A 20299-nucleotide genomic window follows, 5' to 3' on the forward strand; every position below is an offset into this window, starting at 1 on the left:
CGCCGCCATCCTGCCATGATACAGCTCCTCGTTTCGCCGACCGCAAACGAGGAATCCGCCAACAACCCGTCCGTTCCATCAATCCAGCCTGCTGCAGCACGCGGGTTTCATGGAATCGGTCGTCTAGTTATGCGACCTCCTTGCGACATCACTCCTTAAGGCCATCCATGATTCGTCACATCGTCTTGTTCAGCGCCAAAGATCAGGCCCATATCGACCAAATCATCGAAGGCCTTTCGCTTCTCACCACAATCCCGCATGCACGCCGGCTCGAGGTTGCGCGCAACCGCAAGACCGACCAGCTTGGCAACGAGATCGACGTGGTGGTTTATGGTGAGTTCGACAACGAGACGGAGCTCGCAGCATACAAAGCGCACGATCTCTACCAGGAATCGATCAGGCGGGTACGATCCCTCCGGGAGCTGCGGTTCGCGGCCGACTATAATGTAGCCACAGATGCGCGGTTCGCCTCGACGGCAGCGGTAAGCCAAGGTAGTGGGCGCTTCGGGTCCACCGGCGGGGGTTAACCTGGCAATCGATCTCAAGACCTTGCGGGGCCAGACGAGCGTCGCTCTCGTCGGGGTGGGGATTCGTAATCGGAGCGCGTCTCACCAGCACGCCAATCGTCGGTGAGTGACAAGGCGATGCACGTCCGCGAACTGCAGTGGATTGAGCCTGTCACCGCGATGCGCTGTCTCGCGCATCGACCGCACCTGACGTTCCTCGATAGCGCTGCACCGCAGCTGCTCGGGCGCTACTCCTATATGGCCTGCGACCCCTTCAGCACCTATATGGTCGCGGACGGACAGGCGAGTTGCAACGGAGAGACTCTTGCGGGCAATCCGTGGCGAGCTCTTCGCACCCTGCTCGCCAGGTACCGCGAAGAGCATCGTCCCGATCTGCCGCCGTTCCAGGGTGGTGCGGCCGGCTTCTTTGCTTATGATCTGAACAGGACACTGGAGCGACTGCCCGCGCCGGCAATTTCCGGTCAGAGGTTGCCGCAATCCATCCTGCATTTCTATGATGTGGTCATCAGCTTCGACCACCGTGACGAAAAATGCTGGCTCGTCTCGACCGGATGGCCGGAGCAGGATCTCGCACGACGGCGCGAGCGTGCGCGCCGTCGGGCCGATGAGTTTGCAGCGCGGCTCGCCGGCCCAAGGGCGCCGCGGAATGACCTCCCCGCCACAGCGGGCGCATGGCATTCGAACTTCAGCCGTGAGGGCTACATTGCGGCGGTGCAGCGCGTCATCGACTTGATTCTGGCTGGCGACATCTTCCAAGCGAACATTGCGCAGCGCTTCAGCGCCCGCCTGTCGAGCTCATTTGATCCGCTGGCTTTCTATTGTCGGCTGCGGTCGTTGAACCCGGCCCCCTTTGCGGCCCTCCTGCGCTATGGCAGGCTGACCATTGCCTCGAGCTCGCCAGAACGATTCCTCAAACTTAATGGACGGCAGGTCGAAACGCGCCCGATCAAGGGCACGATCGCGCGCTCCGCTGATTCCAAGGACGACCGGCGCCGCGCTGAACTCCTCCTCGCGTCCGAAAAGGACCGTGCCGAGAACACGATGATCGTCGACCTCCTGCGCAACGATCTGTCACGCGTTTGCACGCCGCAGTCGGTCGAGGTTCCAGCGCTGTGTGCCCTGGAATCCTATGCCTCAGTGCACCACCTCGTGTCGACCGTGACGGGTGAACTTGCCGGAGATGAAGACGCCGTCACCTTACTGCGAGCGTGCTTTCCCGGCGGCTCCATCACCGGGGCGCCCAAGGTGCGATCGATGGAAATTATTGCGGAGATCGAGCGGGTGGCGCGAGAGGTCTATTGCGGGGCGATCGGCTTTATCGGCTTCAACGGGCACATGGATACGAACATTGCGATCCGCACGGTCATATTCGACGATGACTTGGCTGTGTTTTATGCAGGGAGCGGGATCACGGCGATGTCGGATCCAGAGGCCGAATACGAGGAGACGCTCGCCAAGGCGCAGCGAATCTTTGACGCATTTCGTGCTGGGAGCTGTGGTGCATTTTGATTGTCATCATCGACAACTACGACTCCTTTGTCTTCAACATTGCCCGCTATTTCCGCAAGCTAGGTGCAGCAACGGCAGTGATACGGAACGACGCCGTCAGCGTCAGCGACCTTGCCGGCCTCAAGCCGCGCGCCGTGGTCCTCTCCCCTGGTCCCTGCACACCACTTCAGGCCGGAATCTCGACCGCCGTCATCCGCGAACTGTCAGGTCGCGTCCCAATTCTGGGCATCTGCCTTGGACACCAGTGCATTGGGAGCGCGTTCGGCGGACGCGTGGCGCGTGCACGTCGTCCCATGCACGGCCGGTCCTCATACGTAGCCCATGACGGCCGCGGACTGTTCAAGGACCTTTCGTCCCCACTTTGCGTTGGACGCTACCATTCGCTTGTTGTTGAGCTCGACGGGTCATGCGCACCGCAACTCGCAGTGACAGCGCGTTCGGACGAAGGCGAGATCATGGCCCTCGCACATCGCTCTCACCCGACCTATGGCGTGCAGTTCCACCCGGAATCGATACTCACTCAACAAGGGCAGCTGCTACTGATGAACTTCTTGCGACTCGCAGAGACTCGTAGATCGTGAGGATATCGGAGAGCGTGTCGCACAATTGCCAGCTGGACGCACGGAAGCGAATTCGTCAGCTTCTGCGGGTCTGATAGGTACTAAGCAGATGGGTCGTGTGGACACTTATATCACATCCACAGCATGATGGCTGGAGAGTGACGACGGCGCAATCGCTTCGGGCGGTTTTTCGAGGCGGGTTGCTACGCGTCGGAACTGCTTGAGCTTGCTGAAGCCGCATTCCACACGATGTTTCTGGGCGTAGAGATGCTTGTCGAGCGGATATTTGAGCCCCCGTGACCGGTGGTTGGGAATGACAGTCCGCTCTTGGCGGGCGTTGGCTAGGCGTAAGTGGTCCGCGTCATAGGCCGTGTCAGCCATGACGACTTCGGCGGATAATCCCTCTATCAAGGCTGCGGCTTGCGGTGTATCACCGTTCTGACCCGCAGTTAGTGTGAACCGCACGGGCATCCCAAGCCTCGAACGACCATGTGGATCTTGGTGCTCAGGCCATCGCGAGAACGGCCGATGGCTCGATCTTCAGACCCTTTTTTTAGCCCCGGCAGCGTGCTGATGGGCTCGGACGATGGTGGAATCAACGATCAGGTATTCGAAGTCCGGATTAGCGGACATCGCCTCGAAGATTCGCCACCAAACAACCTGGGTGTTCAGCGACTGAAGGGCCGGAAAACGCTGTTCCAATCGCCAAACAGCTCTGGAAGATCACGCCAGGGAGCACCCGTGCGCACAATCCAAAGGACGCCCTCCACGACATCCGGTGGTCGCGTCCCGTCGATCCCCTTTGATCGGGCCGGCCGATGATCAGTGGCCCTATCCGATCCCACGCCGCGTCGCTCAAGACCAAGCCGTCCATCATACCCAAGACTGTCCCCCAAAAAGCAGCCTTGAATCTGATTGCCGCCTCAAGGGAATCCCCAAAAGTCCACAGCACCTAATCCTAGAGAGCCCCTCGCCGCGTCCGATTAGCGGCCGAGCTAAAGGCATCATCCCGTGCGCTCCCCCGGAATCAACAAATGAGACCGCAAGGCCATCGATCGGGCGAGCCGTTTTGTGACGCTCCTCGCGAGAAAGTTGCACCATGATCCTTTAAGGTGTTTTGCGGACTTACAACTGCGCGCTCGGTTGTAGTCAATGCGGCACGCTAAGGTCTCCGCTTGATCGTAGGCGCGCGCATGATGCTGCCCTGACGCCGGACGGCTGAAGAGCGCTGGGTCGTCAGGTTCTCGACAGCTCCACATAGCAAAGTGTGGTCTCCGGACGCCCGAAAGACGGCTGATGACACCGGAAGAACATTGGAGTGCCCGATGCTCAGCTGCTTGGAAGCGGCCCCTTGGGAACGTACGGTGGTTTGTTGTTGAGGTCCGACGTCCAGAAGCAGATTCGCAGTTGAAGCCTTGATCGTTCTCGGTCTGCCGTCTGAAATTCCACATCAGATCCGAGCCTGGCTTCGGATCGGCCTAAATTTTCGAAAGTGAGAACGGATGGATCTCCCTTTAACTAACCGACTACATCAACAATCGGGCAACGCGGACCCGCAGGAGAGGACACCGGAGTTCTCGTCCGCAGATGCGGCGGCCTTTAGGCGCCAGCTGGGCGAATTTGCCAATTCAGACCCTCGCAGGCAGCCCCCACTGATCCAGTCGGCGCGCCACCACCGGAACCTATGTCCATGACGCAACCGCGCTGGGAGGACTACTCCCGAGTAGTCGCAAGGTAGCGGCGGTAAGGCGATGCCGGGCATTTCGGTGCCGCAGCCGCTCCAATCAAGTGGGGTTTTCGTCCGTCGCAGAAGGCAGCCTCTTTATGCCGAGGATGCGCCCCTCATTTGGGGCTTGAGAACGCACTCAAGAAGACGGCCACTGAGCGCACCGCCAAGGGCCATGTAGATTATCTTCTCGGCTTGGGCCGCTGGCTCTTTGATAACAACAAGCAGGCCATCGCCGGTCGACTCAATGACGCTTCGCTCAACGATGATGTCCGGCAGTTCATAGGCGACAGCGACGACAGGAGGAGAGTCCTTACCGCGCTAAATTATCTCCGGGCGTCCCAATCCTCGAGCGGTGTGCCGCCGATCGCCGGCATTTGACGGTTCAGCTGCCAAGCGGAAGGAAGTCGGGGTCACGACGCTCCCAATCGAATTTCAGTCGGACCCCGTTGTCGATCTGTTCGAGGGAGCCCGCGCCGGCTTCGAGCTCATCGAGGATTTCCTCTCGGTGATAACGGTCTGCTTAATGGCGTCACCACAGCGACGCTCTGGCGCGAGACACTCAGGTAACTACATCCCGAGGCGCGCGAACTGCATCGACGCGTGCTCCGCCTCGGGAAGGGGGTACCACGGGACAATGCTCAACAACGACTTACAGAACGCAGGCGTGAGCTTGCCACGGTGAATCACAACGTTCTCGTGCCCCGTCGCAGCTTGGGCGCTCTGCCAATGCCGATTGTAGCCACGCTGTTCATTGGACTTCACGTGGCAAGCGGCGAAGTCGGCGTCACCCAGCGACGCCAACTGCCACGCATGCACCGGCCGCTTCGTATGGATGTGCACCCACATCGGGCTTGGCATCGCACCACTACGCAGCGCCTTGGGCTGCAGCTTGATCTCGAACAGCGTCCCTGGCTCGCCCTTCAAGGCGCGCGGTGGATCCACAGACGCCAGTTCCTCGGCCGCCCGCAACTGTTCAAGGTACTTCTGCGACGGAAACGCGTAGGTCTTCATGCAATCGATCGTGATCGCCGCCTTTCGCGCGTTCAATGAGTTTGTCTGTCCCTGAACCTCGGACAACATCGCCTTAAGCCGGACTATTTTTTCGTGCACTTCGGGCACTTGCGCAGGCGTGAGTAGGCCACGTCGGCGAGGCTCCTCCAGCGCGGCTACACAGGCCTCAATCTCGGCGGCCTGCGTCTGCAGGCGCTTAACGACGAGATCCACGACGTGGTCGGCGTCCTCGGGCTTCATCTGGCGCGCTTGCGAGACGGCGCTTTGCTGAGCCGGCAGATCGAACTGCAGCAGCTCGTCCAATCGCTTGAGTAATCCCGTCAGTGCGTTCCTGGAGGGCGGAGCCTGCCACATCTCCAGGTGCCCGGTCGCCGATGATGACGCCCTCGCGCGTGCCTCCTCTGCACTCGCGAGTTTCTTCGTACCCAGATCCGAGAGTACGATAACCTTGGCTGTCGGGGCCGTGGCAGCGTCGGGCCTGGCGAGCTGCGGCTCGCGCAGCCCGGCAGTTGAACTCCTCTCGCCTGCGGCCGGTGCGCGCTTGCCTTTCCCCTTCCTGCGCGCCGCGTGGCCCTCAGCCAATAAGACGGTATTTTCCGGTATCGCAGCCTGGGCAGGCGGTTCAATCAGGACTGGCCTCTTTGGCTGCACTGCCAAAAGTCGCGTGACTTCGTGCGCGGTGACCCATGCACCTTCCACGATCTGGTTCAACAGTTCCAATGGAAGGTCGGCATCCGTTCCGGCATCCCTTAGCCTGGCAACGATGCCGTTCACCCCTGACGCAAATTCCGAAAGCCGCTCCATGACTCCTTCCAGAACGGTGCAGTGCTCTGCGTCGAGTGCCGCTCCGTTGCTGTTTAGAACCGCGTCGGCCGTCGAGAGGAATGCCGGAAAAACATCCTCGATGAAGGTCCCGAGCAGACGCACTCGCCCGTTCTCACCCATGAGGATTTCCCTCACGGCTGGTCCGAACGTGCTCGCCTGCGGCACAATCATGAGCTGCGCGAGAGCGATCCGCGATTGCAGATACATGCACTTCGTATTAAGTGCCCAGCCGGTATGCAGCCGTAGTGCGGCCTCTTCGGCCTTCCGCATCTCGGGCGTAGTGCTTGGCAAGTTGGCAGTGGCCGCGCAGATGGACTGCATCCGTTCCGAGCGCAATGCCTTCTTTCCCCACCACTCCATGCAGGCCAGGTAGTGCTTCGCCACGCTGGAAACCGCTCGGCTCAGCTGGCCGGGCGGCGCGTTGGATTGGCGCATCTGGTCGAGCACGGCTGCTGCTTTCTTCCTGCTCGCCTCCAAGTCGTGGATAGTCCAGGTGGCCACGGCGTTGCATTCGTCCGCCGCATCGAGCGTCTCGTCGCGGAGTCGGCGAGCCTGCTTGTCGGACAGAATGCTACGCGCCATATCTCGGGGCAGGCCCGCGTAGTAGTCCAGAACTGCTGAGCCAGCCTTGACGACTTGATCGATCAGCTCTTGCGCCTCCGACGGGTTCCGGGCTTGCGTGGCCACATTACGACAAGCATCAAGGTCCTCAAGCAGGCTGCGCATTTTTCGCTTTGCTGCCTTGTTCTCGTCGCCTCTTGGGGCTGCCACACCCGAAGTTGGTGGCTGGCTCACGAGCGGCGCCGTTCTATCTTGAGGCCCGGAGCGCATCCGCTCCACGACGGAGTCGAATGATTGCCTGCCTTGCCCGGGGGCGGGACCGGGCTCCGGGCTCAAACTGCTCGATCCCCACGTGCTGTCGGCTCCTGCAGCCCCAACGTGCGATTTGCCAGGTCGGTCAATGCCCGTCATATTCCATCTCCGATATGGGCGAGAATGCGCAGCCTGTCTGGATAGACAGGCTGGCTGACGAGTAGCTGACGAAGGGCGTTTTTCCGGATGCACAAGAAAACCCAGGTACCGTCGGTTGCAATTCCATGGGGTCTGGCGTGCTACTGGAGGCAACGGGGATGACCGCGTCATGTAGGATAGTCAGCTGCAGTGCATCACCGCGACCTGGTGCTGCCTCGCCGTGACCGCCATAAGGATCCGCGCTGTCAGGCTGCGACAGAATCGGCCGTGACGGCGATCCTTGAGACTCCGCCCTATGCCGGCTGCTTTGTCTATAGGGACTTGGCAAAGACCATCCCGAATACCGGAGCGCCGCCACGAGAATGCTCGCGTCCTGAAACGGACTGGTGGATTGTGGTGAGGCAAAAATACCCGGCGAATATCGATTGGCAGACCTTCGGCTGCCGCACGTCCTGTTCTCCGGGAAGGAGATGCGAGTCCGAAGAGCTTACTGATCCAGCGCCGCAATAAACCCGTGTTCGCCATCTTTGGGTTAAGCGCTCCAAGAGCGCCCTGTCGCGCCAGGCGTCGCCATCCGAACAGTTGGCCATACTGAACCGCCGCCGTCCTGTGTCGACAACCTCCATAACTTTCGCATTATTGGCAGTGGGTATGGTGTCCATACTGCCTGTAATCATGCAATAGCCAACCTCTGCAAGGCGGCCGCCCTCGGATGCGTACCTACCGACCGTGCTGCTGGCTGAATATTTCCCACCTCTCGCGTGCGATCTCGCGAATGGGCCGCCGAAGGTGCTCTCCCGCGATATCCTCCGGCGCCCCCCATGTGCTGCGGACTCTTGAGGATTCCCTTGAGGCGGCAAATCAGATCCAAGGCCGGTTTTTCGGGAGACAGTCTCGGTGTGTGGGCCGTCATTCCCAACAACCCGTCACCGGCGCTCAAATATCCGCTCGAAGCATCCAATGCCGAGGAACATCTTGTGGAATGCTGCTTGCAAGCTCAAGCAGTTCCGACGCGTAGCAACCCACTTCGAAAAAACTGCCCGAAGCTATTGCGCCTTCGCAACTCTCGCAGCCATCATGCTATGGATGCGATAAGTGTCCACACGACCTTGGCCGGAATGGCAGCAAGTTACATCAACGCGACGTCTGTGCCGCGATCACGCACTGAACCTTTGGCGGGCAGCAAGCAGCGGCTCTCCGGCTTGAGCCAGATGCGTCAGTGCGACCACGAGGTGTTACGGATATTGGTGACCAGTGGCCAGTTGCGCGGCGATGGCGGTCTGCCAACGCGTATCAGCATCATCTCGCGCCCTGTATCTGTGTTGCCGATAACCGAGCGCCGGGGAGTCCGGCAAAAAGCCCGGCATCGGCGGGTCGATACAGCGGTTGATCACGCGTCGCCCCGTGCTCTCCTTCGATAAAAACAACTGATCGAAATGACGATAAGATGCAGCTTGCCGAAGCTGCCGCTTTTTTGAGCGTGGCTTTACAAGGCACCAACTCTGCGATCAATACTGAACGTACCGAACCGGTTGCTAATTCTGTGATAAACAAAGCGCCATCTTGACCCAAGGCAACGCTCGTACACGTCGAGCCAGCGCAGGACTGATGCGGAGCGATGCACTCGCCATCCGATGCCAGGACGAAGACGTGGCCCAGCTATGCATGAGCTACGAACAGCGTCTGGCGTCCATTGCCAGCACGTCCGGACCGCTCGTCCCGAAGAATGAGCTAAACCTGCCGATCTTACGGCACACCCCAGACGTTGTCGGACGCGAGAATGCTGCCAGGCCATTCCGCCCAACCGTTATTGACGATCAAGGACCAGGAGCCACCGGGTGCAAGCCTGAAGATGCGGCCAAGGAAATGTCGATCAGATAGAGATTTCCCTACGCGTCGAACGACGGCCCTCGATGAAGCAGTCAGCCGGCTTGCCTCCACGGTTGACGTCCGCCCAATCCGAGCGGACTCCGGGCCGACGCAATTTGGCGGGCATGGCCGAAAAGACGCGCGATCGGTGAGCTGCGGTGGTCCCTCAAGGTACATCATGGCGCTTCCTTCAGGCTGCGCTTTGGCTGCCCCTGATATTTGTAGGCGAACTGCTTGGGCATCGGCCCTTTATTGCGGTCCTTGCGTCCGGTCTGCTCCCATGCATGGGCCAGGATGCCTACCGCGCGTGACAAGCAGAAGATGCCGCGGGCTAGGGGTGCAGCAAAGCCCAGCTCCCCGTAGATGACTGCAGTGGCTCCATCGATGTTCATCGGGATGAGCTTGCCTTTGCGCTCGCGCATGACGCGCTCGATCGCGCGCGCAGCGCTGGCATAGCGACCGCTGACGACATCGCCACTGACCGCTGCATCGACTAGTGCGAGCAGCGGGTCAACGCGCGGGTCGACGGGATGAAACCGGTGACCGAAGCCGGGCAGATATTTGCTGCGCGTGGCGGTGAAATGGTCGATCGCCTCAGCGGCAGCCTCATCGATATCCTTGGTCTCGCTGCGGCGCAGGACCTCGTCATAGAGCTCAATCGCCTGCTCCCCCGCTCCGCCATGCAGGTCGTCGAGCGTGTTGATCGCGGAAGCCATCGCGCCGTTGAGCGGCAGCCCACAACTGACAGCCATCTGCGCGATGGCGATGGAAGGTGCATGCGGGCCATGATCTACTGATGCAACCAGCGCAGCCTGCAACAGCCGCTCCTGCGCCGGTGTGGGTAGCTCGCCGCGCAGCATCAGCCAGATTGTCGCGGTGAAGGAAATATGACCAATTAATTCGTCGATCGTGTATCCGCGGTAGGCGATCCGCCCGGGCGCAATGTCGCAGATGGAGGTCCGCCACCAATGGGCAGCCTGCTCTCGCAGCTCCGTTTCGCTCATTCTGTTTTCCAATCTCGTCAGCCTATGTCCTGCCGAAGCTTGCTTGCGTGCAACTCCTGCCCGTTACGCTGCTCCATCCGTCGCCGGGCGGACCCGCGAAAAATGTGCTCCTCCTTGACGTGGCGCTCCGGCGGCACCGCTTGCGATAAGGTGCTCAATTTCCGGATAGGTATGACCGAGCCGAGCCAGCCATCGCTCTGTGTCCGCACCGAGCAAGGGGGGGAGCGCGGGGACAGGAAACGCCTCATCCAGCCGAAAGCCGGGGCGCGTAATGCGTAATGGTGGTTCGCCAGCCCTATCGAGCGGCAGCGTCTCGACAAAGCCGCGCTCCAGCAACTGCGGCTCGCGCAAAACTTGCGGAACGGTCAGCACACAGCCGGCAGGGACGCCGGCGGCATTCAACAGCGCCTCCCACTCGTCCGCAGGCCTGCAGCTCAACGCCGCATTCAACTCATCGCTAAGCGCCCAGCGGTTCAATTTACGTGCTTCGCGCTTTGCGAAGCGCGGATCTGTCTTCAGATCCGGCCGGCCGACCAGATCGCAAAGGGTCCGGTACTGCTTCTGCTCGTTGGCGGCTATATTCAGCGGGCCGGTCGCGGTGCGGAACGTGCCGGAGGGTGCAGCCGTGAAATTCTCGTTCCCCATCGGCTGCGGCTCGACTCCGCCGTTCAGATGATTGGAAACCACCCATCCCATGGCCGCGATTGTCGCCTCGAGCAGCGACACGTCGATGAACCGGCCCCTGCCAATTTGCTGCTGCTCGACGAGCGCCGCGGAGATGGCAAAAGCGGCCGTTAGCCCGGCAATGGTGTCGGAGATCGGGAAGCCGGTCCGCAGCGGAGCCGTGGCTGCATCACCGGTAACACTCATCGCGCCGGAAAGGCCCTGGACGATCTGGTCGTAGGCCGGGCGGGTGGACCAAGGACCGTTTTGCCCAAAGCCTGAGATCGCGCAATAGATGAGGCGCGGGTTGCGCTTGCACAACGCGTCAAAACCGAGACCAAGCCGCTCCATGACCTTGGGCCGGAAGTTTTCGAGAAGGACGTCGGCCTCGGACACCAGCCTGAAAAACACTTCCCTTCCCGCTTCAGACTTCAGATCGAGCGCCACCGACTGCTTACCGGCGTTCACGGCGACGAAGGAGAGGCCCTGAAGGCGCTCTGCCCTTTGCGGATCGGCGCCAAGGCGCCGCGCGAGATCGCCTCCATTGGGGTTTTCGATCTTGATAACCTCCGCGCCCAGGCGCGCGAGATGGTAGCCGCAGAACGGGCCTGCCAACACGTTCGACAGGTCGAGGACACGGATACCGGTGAGCGGCAGGGACATCTGACGAAGCCTTCTTTGCGGTATCTTCGGCCGCTGCGGTTGAAGTTTTTGCTGAGGTCGATGTTGGCGGTGGCGATCCTGGAGTCGAAATCGCTCAACACAGCCAGCGGTACCTTGGCCGCCTCGGCGTCCATCAGGCCGCTCTGGGAAAACAGCGCTTTCGACGCTTTCAGGACATCGACGTTCACCTCGCGATTATCGGTCTTGTATCGGGTCGGGACAACGAGCTGCTCCGTTGATACCGAGTTGATCCAGGAGCCGTGATGCCGAGCCTCAGGCCCTTGAGGTTGGCGCCGCTCTTCACCTTGTCGGCGATCGCTGCGCACCCCGAGAAGAATGCCGGGTATGTCGTTGAGCACGAAGACGCAGGATTCTCCTCGCGCTGCGCCTGCATCTGGATCGTGTGATCATAGAACCGCACGACGCCGTCCACCGAGCCACCAATCAGCGCCTGCAGCGCCTTGGAGCCGCCGGCCTGGAAACTCTCGAACAGTGACGTCGAGCCCTTCTTCTTTGAAGGTACCGAGCTTTACGCCCAATTCAGCAGGCATGTAATTGAGAATGTGGGAGCCGACGACGATCTTCAGTTTCGCCCTTTCAGGTTCGCCGGCGTCAGCCGATAAGAGGCAGAGGCCAGCGGCCGCAACACCAAAGATCAGTCGGATTAAAACGCGCATATACACCTCCATCATTAGCCAAGTACATGTTCAAGCTGCATGAGCCGGCGCTGGCCGACAGACCAACAACCTCTTTTCGGCACGATCGACGAGCGCGTCGAGCGCAACCACGAATGCGGACAGCACGATGATTCCGGCGAACACGCCCATCGCATCGAGCACCCCTTCCTGCGCGATCAGGTGCCCCAACCCGGCGGATGAGCCGAGATACTCCGTAACCACGGCGCCCACGACCGCCATGCCGACGGACACCCGCAGGCTCGACAGGGTCCAGGTGGTGGCAGAGGGTAGATAGACGTGGCGCAACAGCGAGGATTTCGAATCGCGCAGCAGTCGCGCGCTCGCCAGGACGACCGGATTGACCTCGCGCACGCCTTGGAAAGTGTTGAAGAACGCAACGAACAGCACGAGGGTCACGCCGAGCGCAACGTTCGAGGTCAGCCGCAGACCGAACCAGATGACGAAGATCGGCCCCAGCAGGATACGCGGGATCGCGTTGAACATGATGAAGCGCTGAACGACATCAGCGGCAAACGGGCTTAATCCCAGCCAGATCCCAAGCGCAGTGCCGATCGCAATCCCGACTACGAATGATAGGATCGTCTCGACCAGCGTTATGCCAACATCGCCCCAGAAATCCGCGGTCGACGTCCCGTTCCTTATCCTGCCGACCGGGGTCGACGGCGCCGGAAAGAAGAAGGCGTCGATGAGGCCTAATCGCACCCCCAGCTCCCAGATCAGGACAAGAGCGAGAACGATCGCGACTTGCGTGACAACGACCTTATTTCTGCGCGGCATAGCTCCTCTCCACTTCAGCGCCCAAGCAGCGACCAGATTTCGCGATAGAGCGCGACGAACTCGTCCTGGTCTGCAGCGCGGAGACGTCCCGGGGACGAGGCAGCGTGATCCTGACCTCGCCGACCATCCGGCTGGCAGGGCCTGCGGACATCACGGCGACGCGGGTCGGCCAGCGTAATCGCCTCGTCGAAATGATGGGTGATGAAGATCAAGGAGCGGCGCTCGGCCTGCCAGAGATCGGGCAGGATGCGGTGCGTCAGCCGGCGCGTGTGAACGTCGAGCGTCGAGAAGGGCTCGTCCATCAGAACGATTCTCGGCTCCATGATGAGCGTCTGCGCCATCGCCGCGCGCTTGCGTTGCCCGCCTGATAGCTGATGCGGATAACGCTGCTCAAATCCCGTCAGGCCGACTTTGGCGGGCCACTGCCGAACCTCGGCGCGCGTCTCCTCGAGTGACTTGCCCAGAAAGGCGAGCCCGAGCCCAACGTTGTCCTGCGCGGTCTTCCACGGCAGTAGGACCCCCTGTTGGAGCATGTAGCCGGACTGATCATTCAGTCCCGTGAGCGGCTTGCCGAAAATCTGAACGTCTCCCGAGGCGGGTTTTGAGAGACCTGTGGCAGTGCTCAGGATGGTGGACTTGCCGCAACCGGTTGGTCCCATGACCGCAACGAACTCCGCGTCGCCTACTTGGAGGTTCTCGCTTTTGACTGCGATGAATGCGCCGAAGGGGATCATTACCTCGCGCAAGTCAACGGCCAGCGTTGGCTGCCCTTCGCGCTTCAGAACTCGTTCTGTTATATGCAATCCATAGTCATGTGTGTGAGAAGAGTCAATCTATTCTGCCATACAGAACCGCTTACCTCCTTCTGTAATGGATTCTGGCGCCTTAATATGGCAGTGGTTCTATTCTACAGAACTGGAGCAGAGATGAGCAAGACAGGAGTTGACGCGGTCAGGAGAGCGCTCGCGATCCTGAAAAGTTTCAACGCGGAGCGGTCTGCGATCACGCTGACGCAGATTGCGGAGATGACGGACCTCTACAAGAGCACAGTACTCCGATTGGCTTCTTCGTTGGAGGCTGACGGCTTTCTCGTCCGCGGCACGGACCGGTTGTTTCGACCGGGACCGGAGTTGTGGCGTCTTGGGGCGCTCTATCAGCGCGGTCTGGATCTTGGCGAAGTCATCCGGCCATCGCTTCGTCGCCTGGTTGAGGCAACGGGGGAAACTGCATCCTTTTATGTTGCAGATGGCGACGAACGCATCTGTCTTTACCGCGTCAATTCTCCACGTTCAGTTCGACATCATCTCGAAGAAGGCCAGCGATTGCCGATTGATCGCGGCGCCGCCGGGCGAATTCTTACTGCATACCGCGAGCCAACGAACGTAGAAGGGAAGAAGATCCGCGATAAAGGCTTTTATGTTTCGATCGGAGAGCGGGATCCGGAGGTCGCCGCGGCGGCCGTGCCGTTGATGGACGTACACGGCAAACTGAGGGGCGCCCTTTCGCTATCAGCGATCAGGACGCGCTTCGATGCCGACGCCCGCAAGTCGGCAATCGATGCTCTCAAATCGGAAGCCAAAGCCTTAGCGGGGTTGCTGCCTGCGAGCGAATGCTGATCATTGAGGGCGTCCGCTTTGCGCCATTTGTAAAGAAGTCGACGCGGCTTCGGCAAAGGCTGGCGGTGTCTTATGGCGCAGCATGAGGCAATCAGGCAGTTCACGACTGTTCAGAGGCAGAGCAGCCACGTTGAACGATCGAGTACAGAAATGATGGACGCGAACGACATTCACATTCGATTCGATGCGCCCGCCATGCTTCGCAAATGGCCCTCCATAAACAATGAGCGCCGTGCAGACAGAAGCACCTATCTGCTGGCGGAAGGCACGCTGGACGACTGCATACGAAAGTTTATGACCAAGCCTGAGGCCACACGTCATCTTTACGAAATCCACACAGCGCCACAGCCTCCGCTCGTAACGGAAGTCTTGTCAGCCGATCACATCACGGAGCTCGCCAGATTCCGAAGTTTCCTCTGATCGGGATGTTCCTGTCGGCACTTCTGGGTCAGGCGAAGGTCAGCCTCAAAATCGATGTTCGGGGGACACGCAGCGCGCAACGCACGCCGAATGAATTAGTCTCAGATCAAGGACAACAATTCCGCTTCGCCCTCGAAAGCAGAGCTGAGCGTAGGTGCCGCTTTCGTCCTTGAGACCGGCTGCCCGGAGCATAGGCTCTTATTCAATCAGAAGCGATCATGCAGCTGCCGGCTGCGCGTCTTGTCGCCGACCGTCTCAGCCACGAACTGTCCCGGTCCTCGCGGCGGGCCCTCGGGCTGCCGTCGCCCCATCGCCATGATGGCGGTGCCCATCGCGCTGGAGCTGAGGGTGATGATGAAGCCGAACAGGAGCAGCCCGAGCGCGATGCCGGGGGTGTTATCGGCCAGGATGAGGTCTCGTATGTTGCCGGGATTGAGCAGCATGAGGCCACCGACCAGGAGCACCGCCAGCGACACGCCCGCGGCAAAGTTGATCGCGAGCAGCCGGACCAGCGGCGCTTCGAATACAAGGGACCTGGGCGGCGACGGCGCCTCTTCCTGCATGTCGTCCTCCATCGCAAGAAAGCTATCGCATTTTTCGACCGATCGACCGCCGGCTCGGCTGGTGAAAGAATCCGCTCGCGGCGTTCACACCATGCAACAATAAGCATCAGGCGGCCGACCGCCACCTCGCCGTCCTCGAAATTGCTTCTCCGAACGTCTGCACTGCCACCACACGCGCCGCTGCCAGATTGCCTCGTGGTCGCGTCCATCGAACCCGAATAGGGCCGCAGTGATCGCTTCCAGCGCTGTGCTCGGAATCAATCAAGGGTTGCTTGGTTGATGACCTCGGAGTTCTCGCAGAGTTTGGGCCCGACCGACGTCTATGCATCGACAATGCTTCTGTAATGGTACTCAGTCGCGCCGTAACAATCAGTGTCTTCAAATAGACGCTGGACCAAATCGGGAGAATTGAAAACGAAAACTTGGCGACCGCCAGCTCCGTACCTGTGCGTCGATGTGGCTTACTCCCAACATAAAGGCAGCAAAGTCCACTCGGTCCCGTATTCTGGGGAGCTCTAATTTATGATATGAGACGGTCAATTTCCCACCCGCGCATTCACTCTTAAGCAAGGCCCATGAGCAACCGCACACTTTGCAAGCTGCCCCCCGAGCGATCCAACGATCGGGCGCTCCTCGCCCTGCCCTCAGACGGCAAGGCGAGGTAAGCGGTACTGAACTTTCGCTCCTACTCAGTAGCCGGTAGTGCCGTGCGATTCTTCAAGGACCCTCGGCCGTTCTAGCCGCAACTATCGCATGCTGCGGTATGCTCCCAAACCGCATCGAAGAGTCGCGAATTTCTTTGGCCTTAGTCTCTCCCCTTGGCATCGGCGCTTTTTATCCGTAAGCCCAAGATCCTGTCGTGCGGCTCATGTTCAGCTCCTTCAAATTGGCCCCCTATTGCCCTATGGCGGGAAAGAGCAAGGGCGGTGCCAGCACGTCTCGCGCGCATTAAGCGCCTGATTGCGCGTTGAAACAGTTCGCGTTGCGCAAATGGCGCGCGGTGTTGTGAAGCTCACAGGTTTTGTGTGCCCCTGTCAGAAACCGGACAAGGATCGAGAGGCTGGCGCAGCTGGACCTTGCCCACGGCCTTAATCCAGGTTGAAGTTCGCTCTGGCCCAAAACAAGGACCATGAAGCGTAGCCGCTTTCGGAAGAGCAGATCATCGGGATTTAAAAGGAGCACGAGGCTGGCGTTTCGTCCGCGGATCTGTGTTGGAAGCACGGCGTCAGTGACGCCAATATCTACAAATGGAAAGCCAAGCTCGGCAGGATGGAGGTCTCGGAGGCCAAACGCCTGAAGAGGTTGGAGGACGAAAACACGTGGCTGAGGCGGCTGCTGTGGGATGCGACCGTGTTCTGCAAGAACCGGGATCGGCTGCTGGACGGCGATATCGCGGCCAAGTTCTTGTCACTGTGCTGAACCTGCCGCACGTGCGTGTGGCTCTTGTCCAGCGAGCACTTCTCGGTCGATGGCACGCTGATCGAGGTCTCGGCCTCCGTGAAGAGCATCAAGCCGAAGGGCGGTTCGGGGAAGCCGACAGCACAAGGCGGGGCTCAATGCTAAAGCCCCTCACTTGGATAAGCAACACTAAGCCCGCGGGGATGCGGCCAATCATGCTTAGCGGTTTATGCCGCACGTGGCGTAAGGCCGTATCGATCAGGGACGCGATGACGGCCGATGCTCAGCGCTGCCGTCCGAAACGACGCAATAGTGCTCGGAGCCTGGGTATGCGATCGAAGCCTTCTACCCATTTCACCTTCTTCGCGAAAGTGTTTAGCTGAAGCCATTCAGGCTTTGAGGTTTCACGGTATGAGAGCATCGATCTGAGACATCGGCCAGCCCCGCGCGTCCGGTTCGAAAGTTTGTGTGAACCAGGCATGCGGATCGACGTCATTCATCTTCGCGCGTCTGCAGAACCGTGGCGACGGTCGCCCAGGTCCGGCCGCCACCATGGCTGTCCGCCGAGAGCGCATTTTCTTCATGACGAAGGAGTCGTTCAGCGTGTTCTTTGCAGAGCGTCAGATCGTTTGCCGTTGTGGGATCGCGGCGCGACTTCACCTGGAAGATCGCTTCCGCCGCAATTCGGCCGGAGGTCATCGCAAGATTCGGACTTCCGACATGCGCAAACCATCAAACACTGTGCTGCATGAAGCCTACTTGCCGACGGCCCGCCGGAGAAATGGACGAATTCGGCAGTAAAGCAAGTTCCGATTATCACCCCTTTTCCCGTTTTCTCCTCCGGCGGCTGCGCTTTGACAGTTTCGGGGACTTGTTTTCCGGAGCCGCACAAAAAGCCCCGTAACAAACCTTCTCACCCTTGTAGTTGGCCAAGGTCTGGAGCAACAACGACAGAACGTGCTGTTTCAGTTCGTCCGGGATAGGCTCCGGACCGTCCAGCGACTTCAGTGCCAGCTCGATCAACTCGATCGCGCGATCCTTGTTGCCGCTCTCGTAATAATACTGAGCAAGCGCCCCATACGAGAGGAACTTGGGGCCGTCGCCGCGGTGCGGAGGGTTCAGTGCCAGGATGTGTTCGGACAGCTCCTTGCCCATCGCCAAGCGCTCGGCAGGCGGAAAGTAGGAGTTGTCGTTCGTCGGATCGAACAGTTGGCGCATCGCCCCGGCCATCCACACCTCGGATTTTTTGTCGATTGCGTTACGAACCAATTGGCGCAGAACCGGCAAGCCGGTCCGCATGTCGTGCATTTTGTGAAGCAACAGATCCGCATGAAGCACGCGGAAGTTGATGTCGTCCGGCATCATAGCGACGGCCTCTTCGACCGCCGAAAGCGCCGTCGCCCAATCCTCGGCCTTCATCGCCGGCGCGAGTTTGGCGAAGATCGGCTTGGTCAACGCTCGCTCGCGCGTCGTTTCGCGCGTTCTGCGTTCGCCTTCGGCGATCCGCTCGATATCGGCGGCTTTAGCTTCTTCGCTGGTGCGCCAGGTGCCGTTAAGAACTTTCGGCAAAACGTCATCGAGTTGCGTCGGACGACCGATAAAGGCAATGTGGCCGTCACGGTCGACAACGAACGAGGTGGGAATCTCGCCGGAAAAACTGGCGTCCATCCAAAGCTTGTTCATTTCGCCTGTGTAGTCGAACCCGATCCTATAGTTCAGATTCGAGAACTTTTCGGTCAACCACGCGTCCAACTTGGTTCGGACCTCGTCCGCCGTTCGAGCTCGTTCGTGAGCTGCGACTCCGAGGACCTCAAGTCCGCTGTCTTTGTATTTCTCTTGCAGTTGCACCAGATGGGGCATCGCCGCCACACATGATCCGCACCAAGTTGCCCAAAATTCGACGATGTATACTTTCCCGGACTGTAAGTTTGTGAGGGGCTGGCCACGAAGCCAATTCTCCACCTTGATCGGAGGAGCTGGGGACTCCATACGCAGCACCATGTTGCTCTCCAAAGCTAATTGCCGAAGGTTGCGCGACTTTATGCGCGAGCTTGTTTCTCTCTCGGAAACGGGCCACACGGATTCAAGGAGAGCACCGCTCGTCTTGCGCGTCGGTGTGCACAGCCTTCACTCAGTGTTCCTGCATCTCAATAGCAACGGCCGTGCCAGTACCGTCAACGCGCGTTAAGCGCCTGATTACGCTTTGAAAAACTCCAACGCCCCAAGACGACCGGTGTTTTGAACCTGGCGGGCTTTGTGCCGCTGTCAGAAATTGGACACGAAGCGCGCTTCGCGCCGCCGGAAAAGCTTGTTTGGTGCTGTGACGGAACTTGCTAATCCCACTCCCCGCCAGGCAGGATTAGGGGCGAGCGACGATGCAGATCGGAGTCGAAACAGCCAAAGCCGTCGACGTGGATCGACCCGCGAGGACGGCTCGCGCAATGGAGCGGAATCGACGGACGCGGCCCTGCCATCGCGAGGCAACCCTGGGCGCGATCCGCCGCGGTGCCGCGCTATGCTCGCGTCATCACCGAGCCCGACAAGGTCATGCCTCGGTTGAGGTGCATTGAACGTCAGGGGAGGCGAAACTCAGCGAACGAGTTGGAGGCTGGGGCGCGGATATGACGTGGCGAGCGAACCGGTAGCGACCTTAACGCGCGGCCACATAAACCAGGCCCAAGCTGCGATTTGAAGAACTCCACAGCCAAATGCGATCTGAGGGGCGATGATTGGATCGTGCGCGCGCCTTAAAACGACCAGTGCTCGTCATCGCGCCAGTCAGTTCCTGCACCACACACTGGTACTCCATATCAGTTCTGCTGTCCGGCCAGTAGCACCCCGGGGTGCCTGACAACCCTTATCCCATTCTGGTCCATCCGCCCGCGGCTTTGCCCCCTCGCGATCGCGCCGTTGCGCTTCGCTAACGGTTCGCTGTCATGCGGCTGGATAGAGGACTTCCACCCTCAAGCTGTTGTTCATACTCGGCGCTCATAAAACCGCTCGGCAAAACCGGGCGATTTTCTCCTCGTCTTGTGGAGCCGCCTTTTCAGACGTTATTCCGGGCGCTCGCGAAAGCGAGCCGGCAATCCAGAGGTCGCGGCGAGAGATTTTAGGTTCCAAATCCAAGTCGGCTGCCGACTTGGACGACTAAGACTCGCGAATTCGGGTACACCCGAATTCGACGCCCCCCCCGGAATGACGGAGAAATGGAGCCGCCTACCCCGTCGTGTTCGCGGCCCTCGACGTCAGCGGGATCGATTTTCTGGTTGAGCCGCGCATGCAGGGTGGCCTGGTCGAGTTCGCCTTCCCACCAGGACACGAACACCGCGGCAAGACCGTTGCCGGTGATGTTGGTATCCGAAGATTCATCGAGGAGGATAAACGTTCAACCCGAAACTGAGGGAAGCCCGCGCTCATCGCCTGCTCTACCGGTGTCCCGCTTTAATCGGAAGAGGGGCTCGCGGTCATGAGCATGCCGGCGTCGACCGCTGCACT

General features: G+C 60.0%; 15 protein-coding genes and 6 pseudogenes. 9 read left to right on the plus strand and 12 right to left on the minus strand.

Going from position 1 to position 20299, the window contains the following annotated elements; translation table 11 throughout:
* The first annotated feature begins 167 nt into the window (after positions 1 to 167).
* The 3 genes from C7G61_RS18680 to C7G61_RS18690 all read left to right on the plus strand — a co-directional run bounded on the left by C7G61_RS18680 (position 168) and on the right by C7G61_RS18690 (position 2617).
* Positions 168 to 527, plus strand: a complete 360-nt coding sequence (locus tag C7G61_RS18680; RefSeq protein ID WP_057854456.1) for a Dabb family protein — start codon at positions 168 to 170, stop codon at positions 525 to 527.
* A 117-nt stretch (positions 528 to 644) separates the two neighbouring features.
* Complete coding sequence (pabB, locus tag C7G61_RS18685; RefSeq protein WP_190241888.1) at positions 645 to 2036, plus strand: aminodeoxychorismate synthase component I; 1392 nt, start codon at positions 645 to 647, stop codon at positions 2034 to 2036.
* On the plus strand, positions 2033 to 2617 hold the full coding sequence (locus tag C7G61_RS18690) for an anthranilate synthase component II (protein ID WP_057846708.1): 585 nt from the start codon (positions 2033 to 2035) through the stop codon (positions 2615 to 2617). The genes pabB and C7G61_RS18690 overlap by 4 nt, the downstream gene beginning before the upstream one ends.
* A 105-nt stretch (positions 2618 to 2722) precedes the next feature.
* On the opposite strand, the pseudogene C7G61_RS18695 reads toward C7G61_RS18690, so the two are convergent.
* Positions 2723 to 3479, minus strand: a pseudogene (locus C7G61_RS18695) (IS5 family transposase).
* Positions 3480 to 4442: 963 nt separating this feature from the next.
* Between C7G61_RS18695 and C7G61_RS18700 the strand changes: the two are divergent.
* On the plus strand, positions 4443 to 4703 hold the full coding sequence (locus tag C7G61_RS18700; protein WP_057902868.1) for a hypothetical protein: 261 nt from the start codon (positions 4443 to 4445) through the stop codon (positions 4701 to 4703).
* 189 nt (positions 4704 to 4892) lie between these two features.
* Here C7G61_RS18700 and C7G61_RS18705 read toward each other — a convergent pair whose 3' ends face one another.
* On the minus strand, positions 4893 to 7133 hold the full coding sequence (locus C7G61_RS18705; protein ID WP_108516962.1) for a hypothetical protein: 2241 nt from the start codon (positions 7131 to 7133) through the stop codon (positions 4893 to 4895).
* Between the two features lie 896 nt (positions 7134 to 8029).
* On the opposite strand from C7G61_RS18705, the pseudogene C7G61_RS18710 reads away from it, so the two are divergent.
* Positions 8030 to 8228: pseudogene (locus tag C7G61_RS18710) on the plus strand (IS5/IS1182 family transposase); the annotation flags it as partial.
* Positions 8229 to 9178: 950 nt separating this feature from the next.
* Here C7G61_RS18710 and C7G61_RS18720 read toward each other — a convergent pair.
* Together C7G61_RS18720 and C7G61_RS18725 are read right to left on the minus strand one after the other, a co-directional pair.
* Positions 9179 to 10006: a citryl-CoA lyase gene (locus tag C7G61_RS18720; protein WP_108516964.1), complete on the minus strand. Its 828-nt coding sequence runs from the start codon at positions 10004 to 10006 to the stop codon at positions 9179 to 9181.
* A 63-nt stretch (positions 10007 to 10069) separates the two neighbouring features.
* Positions 10070 to 11332, minus strand: coding sequence for a CaiB/BaiF CoA transferase family protein (locus C7G61_RS18725; protein WP_108516966.1), 1263 nt, complete (start codon positions 11330 to 11332; stop codon positions 10070 to 10072).
* 263 nt (positions 11333 to 11595) lie between these two features.
* Here C7G61_RS18725 and C7G61_RS46075 point away from each other — a divergent pair, with 263 nt between their 5' ends.
* Positions 11596 to 11739 (plus strand): hypothetical protein, encoded by a 144-nt coding sequence (locus C7G61_RS46075; protein ID WP_244608354.1) that lies wholly within the window; start codon positions 11596 to 11598, stop codon positions 11737 to 11739.
* Here C7G61_RS46075 and C7G61_RS46080 read toward each other — a convergent pair whose 3' ends face one another.
* From C7G61_RS46080 to C7G61_RS18740, 3 genes and pseudogenes are all read right to left on the minus strand, one after another.
* Complete coding sequence (locus C7G61_RS46080) at positions 11740 to 12009, minus strand: substrate-binding domain-containing protein (RefSeq protein ID WP_244608355.1); 270 nt, start codon at positions 12007 to 12009, stop codon at positions 11740 to 11742.
* 30 nt (positions 12010 to 12039) lie between these two features.
* Positions 12040 to 12807, minus strand: coding sequence for an ABC transporter permease (locus C7G61_RS18735; RefSeq protein ID WP_108516969.1), 768 nt, complete (start codon positions 12805 to 12807; stop codon positions 12040 to 12042).
* Positions 12791 to 13541 (minus strand): annotated as a pseudogene (locus tag C7G61_RS18740) (ABC transporter ATP-binding protein). The gene C7G61_RS18735 and the pseudogene C7G61_RS18740 overlap by 17 nt, the downstream one beginning before the upstream one ends.
* Before the next feature lie 192 nt (positions 13542 to 13733).
* Between C7G61_RS18740 and C7G61_RS18745 the strand changes: the two are divergent.
* Complete coding sequence (locus C7G61_RS18745; protein ID WP_108516971.1) at positions 13734 to 14423, plus strand: IclR family transcriptional regulator; 690 nt, start codon at positions 13734 to 13736, stop codon at positions 14421 to 14423.
* Here C7G61_RS18745 and C7G61_RS44715 read toward each other — a convergent pair whose 3' ends face one another.
* Together C7G61_RS44715 and C7G61_RS18755 are read right to left on the minus strand one after the other, a co-directional pair.
* Positions 14424 to 14759 carry a hypothetical protein gene (locus C7G61_RS44715; RefSeq protein ID WP_190241879.1) on the minus strand — a complete coding sequence of 112 codons (336 nt, stop codon included), beginning with the start codon at positions 14757 to 14759 and terminating at the stop codon, positions 14424 to 14426.
* Between the two features lie 290 nt (positions 14760 to 15049).
* Positions 15050 to 15406 carry a hypothetical protein gene (locus tag C7G61_RS18755; RefSeq protein WP_190241880.1) on the minus strand — a complete coding sequence of 119 codons (357 nt, stop codon included), beginning with the start codon at positions 15404 to 15406 and terminating at the stop codon, positions 15050 to 15052.
* 1129 nt (positions 15407 to 16535) lie between these two features.
* Here C7G61_RS18755 and C7G61_RS18760 point away from each other — a divergent pair.
* Positions 16536 to 16753: pseudogene (locus C7G61_RS18760) on the plus strand (transposase); the annotation flags it as partial.
* 455 nt (positions 16754 to 17208) lie between these two features.
* Here C7G61_RS18760 and C7G61_RS46085 read toward each other — a convergent pair.
* The 3 genes and pseudogenes from C7G61_RS46085 to C7G61_RS18770 form a co-directional block, all read right to left on the minus strand.
* Positions 17209 to 17380, minus strand: a pseudogene (locus C7G61_RS46085) (transposase domain-containing protein); the annotation flags it as partial.
* A pseudogene (locus tag C7G61_RS46090) lies at positions 17374 to 17527 on the minus strand (FAD-dependent oxidoreductase); the annotation flags it as partial. The pseudogenes C7G61_RS46085 and C7G61_RS46090, both read right to left, overlap by 7 nt.
* A 93-nt stretch (positions 17528 to 17620) precedes the next feature.
* Positions 17621 to 18805 carry a TlpA disulfide reductase family protein gene (locus C7G61_RS18770; RefSeq protein ID WP_108516975.1) on the minus strand — a complete coding sequence of 395 codons (1185 nt, stop codon included), beginning with the start codon at positions 18803 to 18805 and terminating at the stop codon, positions 17621 to 17623.
* Positions 18806 to 20030: 1225 nt separating this feature from the next.
* Here C7G61_RS18770 and C7G61_RS44720 point away from each other — a divergent pair.
* Complete coding sequence (locus C7G61_RS44720; protein ID WP_190241881.1) at positions 20031 to 20204, plus strand: hypothetical protein; 174 nt, start codon at positions 20031 to 20033, stop codon at positions 20202 to 20204.
* The last annotated feature ends 95 nt before the right edge of the window (positions 20205 to 20299 follow it).

Source organism: Bradyrhizobium algeriense, assembly GCF_003062295.1.
GTDB classification, from domain to species: Bacteria; Pseudomonadota; Alphaproteobacteria; order Rhizobiales; family Xanthobacteraceae; genus Bradyrhizobium; species Bradyrhizobium algeriense.

Bases quoted from the DNA above. Each gene is read 5' to 3' on its own strand.
- C7G61_RS18680 (WP_057854456.1), top strand. From the start codon at position 168: ATGATTCGTCACATCGTCTTGTTCAGCGCCAAAGATCAGGCCCATATC.
- pabB (WP_190241888.1), top strand. From the start codon at position 645: ATGCACGTCCGCGAACTGCAGTGGATTGAGCCTGTCACCGCGATGCGC.
- C7G61_RS18705 (WP_108516962.1), bottom strand. From the start codon at position 7,133: ATGACGGGCATTGACCGACCTGGCAAATCGCACGTTGGGGCTGCAGGA.
- C7G61_RS18720 (WP_108516964.1), bottom strand. From the start codon at position 10,006: ATGAGCGAAACGGAGCTGCGAGAGCAGGCTGCCCATTGGTGGCGGACC.
- C7G61_RS18725 (WP_108516966.1), bottom strand. From the start codon at position 11,332: ATGTCCCTGCCGCTCACCGGTATCCGTGTCCTCGACCTGTCGAACGTG.
- C7G61_RS46075 (WP_244608354.1), top strand. From the start codon at position 11,596: ATGCCGAGCCTCAGGCCCTTGAGGTTGGCGCCGCTCTTCACCTTGTCG.
- C7G61_RS46080 (WP_244608355.1), bottom strand. From the start codon at position 12,009: ATGCGCGTTTTAATCCGACTGATCTTTGGTGTTGCGGCCGCTGGCCTC.
- C7G61_RS18735 (WP_108516969.1), bottom strand. From the start codon at position 12,807: ATGCCGCGCAGAAATAAGGTCGTTGTCACGCAAGTCGCGATCGTTCTC.
- C7G61_RS18745 (WP_108516971.1), top strand. From the start codon at position 13,734: ATGAGCAAGACAGGAGTTGACGCGGTCAGGAGAGCGCTCGCGATCCTG.
- C7G61_RS18755 (WP_190241880.1), bottom strand. From the start codon at position 15,406: ATGCAGGAAGAGGCGCCGTCGCCGCCCAGGTCCCTTGTATTCGAAGCG.
- C7G61_RS18770 (WP_108516975.1), bottom strand. From the start codon at position 18,805: ATGGTGCTGCGTATGGAGTCCCCAGCTCCTCCGATCAAGGTGGAGAAT.